This is a genomic window from Pseudomonas sp. TE24901, from assembly GCF_054058375.1.
Map to the genome: position 1 here is coordinate 183,688 of NZ_JBSSAF010000012.1, position 11,730 is coordinate 195,417.

An 11,730-nucleotide genomic window follows, 5' to 3' on the forward strand; every position below is an offset into this window, starting at 1 on the left:
CCGGTGCTGATAAAAGGGTAATGCCCGTGTACTGCCGCACACTTATGCTGTCTTGCGTATTACTGCCTTGCGCGGGTTATACCTATGCGCTGGAATTTAATACCGAGTTTTTAAATATTGACGGTCATGACGGCGTCAGCCTCGGACAATTTACTCATGCGCATTACACCGTGCCGGGTAATTACGTATTGGATATCGTGGTTAATCAACGTTATTTCGGAACACGCTCCATAGCATTCAAAAGCGGCGATCAACCGCAACAGAGTTATGCCTGTTTGCCGCCGTCGCTGGTCGAAACCTTCGGGCTCAAGCCCGACCTGTACAAGCGCCTGCCACGCATTGCCGATGGTCAATGTGTCGACCTGAGCGTGATCGAAAACGCCAGCGTCACTTACGCCCAGAACCTGGGGCGGCTGTTGATCAGCTTGCCCCAGGCGTCATTCGAATATGACGACCCCAATTACATTCCGCCGGCCGCCTGGAGCGAAGGGCTCGACGGCGCCTTACTCGATTACCGGGTCATCGCCAACAGCCGCCAGACCACAGGCTCGGCGTCCAGCGGCGACTCCACCTCGTTGCAGAGCTACGGCACGGCAGGCCTGAACGTTGATGCCTGGCGGCTGCGTGCCGATTACCAGGCCCAGCAAGTCACCGGTAACCAGGGCGGCGGCAACAATGGCCAGGCGTTCCAGCTGAACCGGCTGTATGCCTACCGGGCGCTGCCGTCGATCCGCTCGAAACTGTCGGTGGGCGAGGATTACCTGAACTCCGACGTGTTCGACACCTTCGCCCTGCGCGGCGCGAGCCTGAGCAGTGACGACCGCATGCTGCCGCCGAACTTGCGCGGTTACGCGCCGCTGATCAGCGGCCTGGCGCGCACCAACGCCACGGTGACCGTGTCGCAGCAAGGCCGCGTGCTGTATTCCACCACGGTGACCCCGGGTGCATTCAGCCTCCAGGACATCAACAGCAGCGTGCAAGGCACGCTGGATGTGACCGTGCGCGAAGAAGACGGCACCGAGCAGAAATTTACCGTCACCACCGCCGCCGTGCCGTTCCTCGCCCGCGAAGGCGAGTTGCGCTACAAGCTCTCAGCAGGCCAGCCACGCCTGACGGGCAGGGGCGGCACCGAACCGAGCTTTGTCGCCTCCGAACTGGCCTACGGTTTGTCCCGTGACTGGACGGTGTACGGCGGCATGCTGGCGGCCACCGACTACGTGTCCAGCGCCGTGGGCGTGGGCCGCGACCTGGGAGTGTTCGGCGCGGTGTCGGCAGACGTCACCACGTCGCGCGCCAAATTGCGCTGGACCGGTGAGACGGCGGTGGGCAACTCCTACCGCATCAACTATTCCAAGCATTTCGATGCCATCGGCACCGACCTGCGCTTTCTCGGGTATCGCTTTTCCGACCGCACCTTCACCAATTTTTCGCAGTTTGTCGGCGATCCGGACTCCTACGCCTTGAACTCGGGCAAGCAACGCTATTCGGTGATGCTCGCCAAGCGCTTCGCCTGGCTGTCGACCAGCTTATCTTTCGACCATTCGACGTTTTGGGACGCCGCGCCGTCCGACCGGTTCGGCCTGACCCTGGCGCGCAGCTTCACCCTGGGCAACGTCAAGAACATCAACTTGAACTTGTCGGCGTACCAGACCAAGAACGCGCAACACAGCGACGCACAGCTCTACCTCGGCGTGAGCGTGCCGCTGGGGGGCAACGCGATCATGTCGAGCAACCTGCAGCGTTCAAGCGCTGGCGCGTCTTCGACCAACGTCGGCTACAGCTATGACGACGGTGACGGCATGAACTACCAGGTGTACGGCGGCATGGGTGACAACAAGTACGTCAACGCCTACGTCGGCCAACGTGCCTCGACCTACCGGGCCAACGCCTCGGCCACCACCGACGGCAGCACCTACCGCTCGCTCACCGGCGAGTTCGACAGCTCGCTGGTGGCGACCCGTTACGGCGTGGCGGCCCATGGCAATGGTTCCAACGGCGACACGCGTTTGCTGGTGTCCACCGACGGTGTGCCGGACGTGACCTTCACCGGCCGGGCGCGCACCAACAGCCAGGGCTATGCGGTGATGGACGGCTTGCCGTCGTTCCAAGCCTACGAAGCACGGGTCAACCTGGAGAAGCTGCCGCTGCGCACCGAAGTGAGCAACCCGATCCAGCGCCTGGCGTTGACCGAGGGCGCCATCGGCTACGTCAGCTTTGCCGCCGCCCAGGGCCATAACGCCTTTATCGAGTTGATCCGGCCGAACGGCCAGCCGGTGCCTTTCGGAGCTTCGGTCCAGGACAAACACAGCCATAAGGAAGTGGGCATCGTCGGCGAGGCAGGGGTGACTTACCTGCTGGGTGCCAAGACCGGCGCCGAGCTGGTGGCGCGCTGGGATGACAGCCACAGCTGCGCGTTGGCAACGCTGCCCGACGAAGACGTCGTCACCAACGTCGCCACCACCGTGCGGTGTTTGTGACTCACCCCTTACCCCTGATTCATGGAGACTCCTGATGCCTCGATTGACCTTTAAACGCCTGGCCACCCTGGTGGGGTTTTGCCTGCCGCTGCTGGCCCAGGCCGCGGTGATCCCCGACCGCACCCGGGTGATTTTTGAAGAGGGCGCCTCCTCGGTGAGCGTCACCGTGAGCAACAAGAACCTGCAACTGCCGTTTGTGGTGCAGTCATGGATCGAAGACGCCAGCGGCAAGAAAATCAGCTCGCCGTTCATGGTGCTGCCGCCGCTGCAACGCATCGAGCCCAATGAAAGCAGCATGCTGCGCATTGTGAAGCTGCCCGAGACCGCGCTGCCCAAGGATCGCGAGTCGGTGTTCTACCTCAACATCCGCGAGATCCCGCCCAAAAGCGAGGCGGTCAACGCGATGCAGATTGCCCTGCAATCGAAGATCAAGCTGTTCTACCGCCCGGCGTCGGTCAAGCGTGAGCGCGGTGAAGACCTGGCCCAGCGGCTGAACCTGAAAATCGACCCCATCGGCAAGCAACTGCTGATCGACAACCCGTCACCGTTCCATATCACCGTGGTGGGCCTGCTGGCCGGGCCGCAGATGACCAAGCTGCCGGTCGAGACCGTGATGATCGCGCCGTTCAGCGGTGCACGGTTGCCGTTGAGCACCACCGCCCTCAGTGAGTTGCGGGTGTCGAACATGAATGATTTCGGCGGCCAGACCGACACGCTGTTCCAGTGCGCAGCCGAGGCGTGCAAGGCAGTGAAACCGTGAACATCAAGCCACTGCTCAGGGTGGGTCTGGCGCTGCTGATGCTGGGGTTTTCCAGCGCCTCGTGGGCGCTGATTTGCAAGTCGCAGTCCGACGGCGATTTTCTCAGCGAATACATTGGCCCGGTGTCGGTGCCGGACACAGTGCCCGACGGTACGATCATCTGGCGCTCGCAAACCCACGTGGTGCCTGCCAAGTGCTGGAAACTGCGTGACCAGCACTTCAACGAAGACGATCCGATCTATTTCTACGGCAACCCTGCGGGGCTCAACGCGACGGCCTGGGGCATCGAGTTCGGCCTGGTGTACCGGCAAGTGACGGCCTGGGATGGGGATTGGAGTTCCGACCCGACCCTGGGCGTCAATACCGGGTTCGTGTCCCGTGGCTGCCCGGCGGCCACCAACAATGAAGAGATGCTGCCGTGTTCATTGGCCACGCCGAACATTGCGTTTCAGGTGGTGATCCGCAAGCGCGGGCTGCTGCCCTTGCAGCGCCCGTCCCAGGACACCTACGACGTGTTCCAGTTTGACGGCCAGTACGGTCTCAACGGTGGGGTGGGCAACCCGTTCAACAACTTCCGCTTCAAGCTCAGCGGCCTGCAGAACATTGTCGGCACGGCGTGCACGGTCGACGTCACGGTGACGCCGGAACCGGGCATTGTCGATTTCGGCGTGATCCAGAAAACCGCCACCGGGCTGTCTCCGCCCAGCCCGACCAAGCCGTTCAGCCTGGCCCTGGAGAAAAAGTGCAGCAGTGCCATCAACGTCGGTGCCACCTTTGTGACCGCCAACCAGCAAGGCCTGTACACGGTGTTGCCGACGGCCGACAGCGGGTTCGGCATTCAGGTGCGCGATGGGCGTAACGCATTGGTGCCCATCAACGAACCGTTCCCCCTGGCGACCTTTGCGGCCAATGTGAGCCACATCGATGTGCCGTTCAGCGCAACGGTGGTGGCCCAGGGGGACCCTCAGGTCGGGGCGTTCGAAGCCATCATGGTGGTGCAGATCATCTACTACTGAGGCGCCTTAGAAGCTCGCCTTGACCTGCAACCCCAGCACCAGCGCATTGTCGATGTCGCTGCCGGAAAACGCCCCGGGCTCGATGATGTATTGCACGTCCGGGCGCAGGGTCAGCCAGGGTGTGGCCTGGTAGCCGTAACTGAGTTCGATCAACTGCTCGGCGTTGTTCAGGTTGGGGTAGTCGGTGCCGGCGTTGAACGCCGCCAGTTCCTGCGCGTCACGGCTGCGCGGGTTGGGCACGGCGCGGCCATAGCCCAGGGCGAGGGTGTCGCGCGGGCGGCCTTCGAACGGCTTATACAGCACCACGCCTGCGCCATACCACTTCGTGAAGGGCGACGCGGCCAAGCTTGCTGCCGAGTATTGGCCGAAGGCATGCAGCACGCGGCCGGCGGAAGCGTGCGAAGCCCACACCGCTTGGTCGACCAGCAGGTAATGCCCGCTGCGCCCGCTGACTTCCTGTTTACTGCCGATGCGTTTCACGTCGGAGCTGTCGTAGTAATACCCCAGCTTGTATTCACCCGGCAGGGTGCCCGCGTGCTTGTAGACCAGTTCGATGGGCAGCACGGTGCCGGTGGTGCGCTTGGGGTCCAGGCGCCAGGCGCGGCTGGAGTTGCCGTTACTGTCCGGGTCCACGTTGAAGGCGGCCACGCGCAGTTGCCAGTTTGGTGAAAAGTCGTATTTCACCCGCGCGCCCAGGCGGGCATTCGGGTAGTTGGTCCAGCCGCTGCCACCGGACATGTTCAGCGGGTGGCCGCAGAAGCCGGCGTTCATGAAGTTGCACAGGATGCCGCTGTCCAGGCCGCCGAGATCGTTGCCCATGGCCATGTAGCCGAGCTTGACGTTGAGCGCCGGGGTGAACAGGGTGCGCTCGTAGCTCAGCTCGGTGAGGCGGGTGTAGAGGCCGCCGTAGTTTTCCTGGATCGGCAGGCGGTTGCCCACCAAGTCCTCTGAAGCGCTGTTGCCGCGACGGTCGTTGATCGTGACCTGGATGCGGTCGCCATTGTTGAAACCGTACAGCTTGCCCAGGTCGAACTGCACGCCGAGCTTGATGTTCTGCGAGTAGCGCGCCGAGCGATGCAGGCCGCCATCGGCGTTGTAGGCGGTCTCGCCGCTGTAGTCGCCGGTGAAGCGAATGCCTTGTTCGTCGAGTTCGCGGCGCAGGCCGCCCCAGTCGCCGGTCAAGGTGGTGTCATCGGCTTGCACGGGCAGGGCGGCGCCCAGGGCCAGGCCCAGCAACAGGCGCCCAAGGGAAATCTGAGAAGTGGGGGTCATGCGACGTTTTCCAAAAAAAAGCGCGGCGCCGGGGGAGGCGCCGCGCAAACAGAAGGGGTTATGGCAAGGCGTAGGCGATCACATAGTCGCCACGGTCCGTGGATTGGCGTGCGCCGCCCGCGGTGATGACGATGTACTGCTTGCCGGTTTTCGGCGACACGTAGGTCATCGGGCCGCCTTGGCTACCGACGGGCAGGCGGGCTTTCCAGACTTCGTCACCGTTGCCGCTGTTGAAGGCGCGCAGGTAGAAGTCTTGGGTGCCGGCGATGAAGATCAGGCCGCCCTGGGTGGACAGGGTGCCGCCGAGGGTCGGCAGGCCGATCTTGATCGGCAGGTGCATGCGGATGCCCAGGGGGCCGGTGTCTTCAACGGTGCCCACCGGCACTTGCCAGGCGATCTTCTGGGTCTTCATGTCGATGGCGGTCAGGGTGCCGAACGGCGGTGCCTGGCACGGGATGCCGGCCACCGACAGGAAGCGGTTCTTGTTCACCGCATACGGCGTGCCCTTGAGCGGCACGGCGCCCATGCCGGTGTTCAGCGCTTCGCCCCCGGAGGCGGCCTGGGCTTTGTTTTGCGACGGTACCATCTGGATCCACAGGCCCAGGCGCATGTCGTTGACGAAGATAAAGCCATGCACCGGATCGGTGGAGAGGCTGCCCCAGTTCATGCCGCCCAGGGAGCCCGGGAAACTCAGGGATTTGTCGGTGCCCGGCGCGGTGTACAGGCCGTCATAGCGCATGCCCTTGAAGTCGATGCGGCACAGCAACTGGTCGTACGGCGTGGCGCCCCACATGTCCGATTCGGTCAGGGTTTGCGCGCCGATCTGCGGCATGCCAACGGATTTTGGCTGAGTGGACGAGTAAGGCTCGTTGGGGATGTTGGCGGCCTTGACCGGCACTTCACGCACGTCGGTCAACGGCTTGCCGGTGGCACGGTCGAGCACGTAGATCTGGCCGGCCTTGGTGCCGATCACTACCGCGGGTACCGCCTTGTCGCTACCCGGTGGGGTGAAGTCGATCAGGCTGGGTTGCATCGGCAGGTCGAAGTCCCACAGGTCGTTGTGGACGGTCTGGTACACCCACTTTTCAGCGCCGGTGGAGGCGTCCAGCGCCAGCACCGAGGCGCCGTATTTGTGGTTGAGCTGGGTGCGTTCCACGCCGTAGATGTCGGTGGACGAACTGCCCATCGGCAGGAAGACCGTGTTCATCAGCGGGTCATAGGACATCGGCGCCCAGCTGTTCGGGGTGCTGCGCACGTAGGTGCTGCCGGCGGCCGGGGCTTGCTTGTCTTCGGGGTTGCCCGGGTCGAACGCCCAGCGCATCTGGCCGGTGATCACGTCAAAGCCACGAATCACGCCGCCGGGCATGTCGGTTTGCACGTTGTCCGCCACACGGCCGCCGACTACTACGGTGGTGCCGGCCATCAGCGGGGCGGAGGACAGTTGGTAGTAGCTGTCGGGGACATTGCCCAGGCCGGCTTTCAGGTCCACTTGGCCGTGGTTGCCGAAGTCTTCGCAGAACTTGCCGGTGTCAGCGTCGACCGCGATCAGGCGCGCATCGATGGTGTTGGTCAGCAAACGACGCTGGCACTGCGCACCGGCTGGCACGCTGGCGGCGATGATCGGCGAGCTGTTGGGCTGGGTGGGCGCGGCAATCGGCGCGGTGGCGTCGAAGTAAGCCATGCCCCGGCAACGCTGCCACACCGCCGACTTGGCGTTGACTTCGTTCTTCCACAGCTCTTTGCCGGTGTCGGCGTCGAGGGCGATCAGGTTGTTGTGCGGGGTGCAGATGAACACCTTGTTGCCGATCTGCAGCGGGGTGAGCTGGTCTTCGGCGCCGTTGCCGTCGCTGATGGCCACGTCACCGGTGTGGTAGGTCCACGCCACTTTGAGCTTGTTGACGGTGTCGCGGTTGATCTGGTCCAGCGCGGCGAAGCGGCTGCCACCTTCGGTATTGCCGTAGTGGGCCCAGTCTTTCTGTGCGTCGGCCGGGGCCACGGGGGTTACACCTGGGCCTGCGCCGGTGGGTGCGACGCTGGGGTGCGCGACGAACATATTGCCCGCCGCGACAGCCACGCTAACCGCCAGCACGGCGGCAACGCCATAGGCGCCGCGTGCCGGCTTGCCCGCGAGCAGCGGGTACACCAGCGCCACCACCAGGCCAATCACGCTGAACATGAACAGGCGCGAGAACAGCGGCCAGAACACCAGGCCCACATCCGCCACCGCCCAAACGGCGGTGCCCACCAGGAACGCCGCAAACAGCCACGCCCCAGCAGGCTTGCGCCGGGCAATCAGCACGCCGGAAATCGCCATGGCCAGGCCGCCGACCAGGAAGTACCAGGAGCCGCCGAGGCTGACCAGCCTGGCGCCGCCAACGGCCAGCGCCACGCCGAGCAGGGCGATAACGACGCCCAGGCCCAGCAGGATAAATCTAGAGACGCCAGCGGCGCGCGATGCTCGTTTCATATCGATAAATGCTCGAAGGTGAGAGGGCAAAGACGCGATTTTAGCAAGATAAGTAACTGGTTAGTACATTATGCTCCGCAATACACTATTACAGATGCTGTGATGATGGGCTGAGACCAAATGTCGCGCGCGCCACCGAACGCCTTTGTCGTGAGCGGGTTAGCCAGGCGCAGCGTTCGTCCGAGTAAAAACGGGGTACCTGACACACTGCGGCGCGGGGCAAGCCCGCTCACTACAAGGCCGGGTTGATCACGGGGGTGTAGTGAGCGGGCTCGCCCCGCGCCGCGTCCGTCCAGGCAACAACGGGTTATCTGACACACTGCCGCGCGGGGCAAGCCCCTATCAGCGAAACGCTGGCACCACCTGCTCGATAAACAACGCCAGCGACTTCTTCTTCTCGGCATGGGGCAGGCTGTTGTCACACCAGAAGCTGAACTCATCCACCCCCAATGCCTGGTAATACCGGATGCGCGGGATGATTTCGGCGGCGGTGCCGATCATTGCGGTCTTGTGCAGGCTCTCCAGTTCGAATTCGGGGCGCCCTGCGAACTTCTCTTCCGGGCTTGGCGCCAGGAAGCCGTTGACCGGCACGGTCTTGTTGCCGAACCAGGCATCAAAGGTGCGATAGAACTTCGAGATCGCCTCGGCCCCGACCTTCCAGCCGTGCGGGTCGTCTTCAGCGTGCACGTGGGTGTGGCGCAGCACCATCAGTTGCGGGCGGGGTACGTTCGGGTTGTTGTCGAGTGCGGCCTGGAACTTGTTTTTAAGGTCCAGGACTTCTTCGTCGCCCTTCATCAGCGGCGTGACCATCACGTTGCAGCCGTTGGCTACTGCGAAGTTGTGCGAGTCCGGGTCGCGGGCGGCAATCCACATGGGCGGGCTGGGCTGCTGGATGGGCTTGGGCACGCTGGTGGACGTGGGGAACTTCCAGAGGTCGCCGTCGTGGGCGTAGTCGCCTTTCCACAGCGCGCGTACCACCGGCACCATCTCACGCAGGGCCTGGCCGCCGCTGGAAGCGGGCATGCCTCCGGCCATGCGATCGAACTCCACCTGATAGGCACCACGTGCCAGGCCGACTTCCATGCGTCCGTTGCTGATCACGTCGAGCAGTGCGCATTCGCCCGCGACCCGCAGCGGGTGCCAGAACGGCGCGATGATGGTGCCGGCGCCCAGGTGAATCGTGGTGGTCTTGGCCGCGAGGTAAGCCAGCAGCGGCATCGGGCTTGGCGAGATGGTGTATTCCATGGCGTGGTGCTCGCCAATCCAGACAGTGCTGAAGCCACCGGCCTCGGCCATCAGGGTCAGTTCGGTCAGGTCTTCGAACAACTGACGGTGGCTGACACTTTCATCCCAACGTTCCATGTGTACGAACAGGGAAAACTTCATGGCGCTTACCTCGGATCTATTGTGATCGGCCTGTCGACTGCAGGCCCTCAAGTGCTCTCGCCAACGTAAAACCGATCAGGGGAGACGGCTGGTCGACGGATTGATTGTTGGTATACCATAATACAGAATATCTGCAAAATTTTTCTCTCCAACGGCGACACACTCACCTCACAAGGAAGGCGAGCCTGATGAACATAAAACAAAAACTGATCCTGGCCTTTGCCATCATCGCCAGCCTGCCGGTGATTCTGGTGGCGGTGCTGATCATCCTCAACGTGCGCCACCAAGCGCGGGACGGTTTTGTCGACAGCAGCGCGCGGGAGATCCGCCAGGTCGACAATGCCATGCAGCTGTTTTTTGAAGGCATCCGCCAGAACGTTGCCTACCTGGCGGCACACCCGCAGTTGCAAAGCATCAATGGCGATGTGAAGCGCTACCTGGCCAGCGACGCGGCGCAGGTCGCACCCGGCGAGCACGATCAGCGTCTGTTCAAGCTGTTCGAAGGGCTGGCCAAGACTCATTCGGCCTACACCTACTTGTCCCTGGGCACTGAAGACGGCGGCTATGTGTTTTGGCCCGGCGACCCCGCGCTCGCCAGCTACGACCCGCGCACACGCCCCTGGTACAAAACCGCCATGGCCCAACCGGGCAAGACCCTGCGCACCGAAGCCTATTACTGGGCCGCCGACGATGTGGTGCTGGTCAGTACCGTGCAGAGCTTCAATGATCGCCAAGGCAAAGTGGGCGGGGTGGTGAACATTGACGTGTCACTCAAGCAGCTCACTGACCTGGTCAAACAGATCAAGCTGGGCGAGAGCGGTTACCTGATGTTGATGGAAGCAGACAACACGGTGCTGGTGGACCCGAACGAGCCGTCCCACAACTTCAAGAAACTGGGCGAACTGGGTGAGGGCTATCGCCAATTGAGCGAAGCCGGCCAGGGCCTGGTGCAAGTGGAGTTGGCGGGGGAGCGCTACATGGCGCTGGTGTGGCCGTCCAAGGCCTTGGGCTGGCGTTTTGTCGGGCTGGTGCGCGAGAGTGAGGTAATGGCCGGTGCGGCGCGGCTCACCTGGTTGATCGCGGCTATTGCGTTGGTGTGCGGCCTAGTGTTCGCGGTGGCGGGGGCCTGGTTTGCCGGGTTGATCGTCAAGCCGATCCGCGGCGTGGCCAGTGGGTTGGAAGGCATTGCCCAGGGCGAAGGCGACCTGACTGCACGCCTGGATGTCAAAGGCGGCGACGAGACGGCGCAACTGGCCGGCTGGTTCAACCAGTTCCTGGAGGCGATCCGCACATTGATCCAGCGCATCGGCCAGGCCGCCGGGCAGATTCACAGCAGCTCCGGCAGCGCCACTGAAGTCTCGGTGGAAATGGCCGACGTTGCCGAGCGCCAGCGTGAAGCAGTGGACATGGTGTCGACGGCGTTCCATGAAATGGTGGCCACGTCCAATGAGGTGGCGCGCTCCTGCAGCCAGGCCGCCGATTCCGCCGACAACGGCCAGCGCCAGGCCCATACCGGGCAGCAGCAGATTGACGCGGCAGTCAGCAGTGTCGGGCGGCTCAGTGATGAGATTGGCCATTCGGCCCAGGCCATGGAGCAGTTGGAAAAAGACAGCAACGACATCCAGTCGATCCTCGGCACCATTCGCTCCATCGCCGAGCAAACCAACCTGCTGGCGCTCAACGCCGCCATCGAAGCAGCCCGTGCCGGCGAGCAAGGCCGGGGCTTTGCCGTGGTGGCAGATGAAGTGCGCGCATTGGCCAAGCGCACCGCAGACTCCACCGGCGAAATCGACGGGTTGTTGGGCAACCTGGCGCGGCGTACTCACCAGATGGGCAAGCAGATGCATGCGAGCCTGGAGGTGTCCCAGGAAACCGTGGTGTCGATCAATGAGGCGCGAGCCAGCTTCGGTTTGATCCGTGAATCGGTGGACGTGATCCGTGACATGAACACCCAGATCGCCACGGCGGCAGAAGAGCAGCATCAGGTGGCCGAGGACATCAACCGGCATATCAGCCAGATCCACGGGGATGCGCAGTTGGTGGCGAGCCTGGCCGACGCCACGCGCCAGGATGCGCAGCAGTTGACGGCGTTGTCGCAGACCTTGAATCAGTTGGTCAGTCGCTTCCGTACCTGACCACCGCTATCGCAGGCCAGCCAGCTCCCACAGGGGATCTTCGTCTTTGCACAAATCCCTGTGGGAGCTGTCGAGCTTTAGCGAGGCTGCGAAGGCGGTGGGTCAGGTGACATCTCTATTGGCTGTGCCGCCGCTATCGCAGGCAAGCCAGCTCCCACAGGGGATCTTCATCGTTGCACAAATCCCTGTGGGAGCTGTCGAGCTTTAGCGAGGCTGC

6 protein-coding genes and 2 pseudogenes are annotated in these 11,730 nt (G+C 63.1%); 5 read left to right on the forward strand and 3 right to left on the reverse strand.

What is annotated here, in order from left to right:
* The first annotated feature begins 44 nt into the window (after positions 1 to 44).
* The 3 genes from ACVWVP_RS23545 to ACVWVP_RS23555 are packed head-to-tail and all read left to right on the forward strand — an operon-like array spanning position 45 to position 4,253.
* Positions 45 to 2,477, forward strand: a complete 2,433-nt coding sequence (locus ACVWVP_RS23545) for a fimbria/pilus outer membrane usher protein (RefSeq protein ID WP_457408334.1) — start codon at positions 45 to 47, stop codon at positions 2,475 to 2,477.
* A 34-nt stretch (positions 2,478 to 2,511) separates the two neighbouring features.
* Positions 2,512 to 3,237: a fimbrial biogenesis chaperone gene (locus ACVWVP_RS23550; RefSeq protein ID WP_457408336.1), complete on the forward strand. Its 726-nt coding sequence runs from the start codon at positions 2,512 to 2,514 to the stop codon at positions 3,235 to 3,237.
* A complete protein-coding gene (locus ACVWVP_RS23555; protein WP_259174536.1) occupies positions 3,234 to 4,253 on the forward strand; it encodes a fimbrial protein in 1,020 nt (339 codons plus the stop codon). The genes ACVWVP_RS23550 and ACVWVP_RS23555 overlap by 4 nt, the downstream gene beginning before the upstream one ends.
* Before the next feature lie 6 nt (positions 4,254 to 4,259).
* Here ACVWVP_RS23555 and ACVWVP_RS23560 read toward each other — a convergent pair whose 3' ends face one another.
* From ACVWVP_RS23560 to ACVWVP_RS23570, 3 genes are all read right to left on the reverse strand, one after another.
* On the reverse strand, positions 4,260 to 5,525 hold the full coding sequence (locus ACVWVP_RS23560) for a carbohydrate porin (RefSeq protein ID WP_457408339.1): 1,266 nt from the start codon (positions 5,523 to 5,525) through the stop codon (positions 4,260 to 4,262).
* A 58-nt stretch (positions 5,526 to 5,583) separates the two neighbouring features.
* Complete coding sequence (locus tag ACVWVP_RS23565) at positions 5,584 to 7,992, reverse strand: glucose/quinate/shikimate family membrane-bound PQQ-dependent dehydrogenase (RefSeq protein WP_457408341.1); 2,409 nt, start codon at positions 7,990 to 7,992, stop codon at positions 5,584 to 5,586.
* A gap of 342 nt (positions 7,993 to 8,334) precedes the next feature.
* Complete coding sequence (locus tag ACVWVP_RS23570) at positions 8,335 to 9,378, reverse strand: LLM class flavin-dependent oxidoreductase (RefSeq protein ID WP_178925886.1); 1,044 nt, start codon at positions 9,376 to 9,378, stop codon at positions 8,335 to 8,337.
* Between the two features lie 344 nt (positions 9,379 to 9,722).
* Between ACVWVP_RS23570 and ACVWVP_RS23575 the strand changes: the two are divergent.
* Together ACVWVP_RS23575 and ACVWVP_RS23580 are read left to right on the forward strand one after the other, a co-directional pair.
* A pseudogene (locus ACVWVP_RS23575) lies at positions 9,723 to 10,655 on the forward strand (cache domain-containing protein); the annotation flags it as partial.
* A gap of 261 nt (positions 10,656 to 10,916) precedes the next feature.
* A pseudogene (locus ACVWVP_RS23580) lies at positions 10,917 to 11,513 on the forward strand (methyl-accepting chemotaxis protein); the annotation flags it as partial.
* Positions 11,514 to 11,730 lie beyond the last annotated feature (217 nt).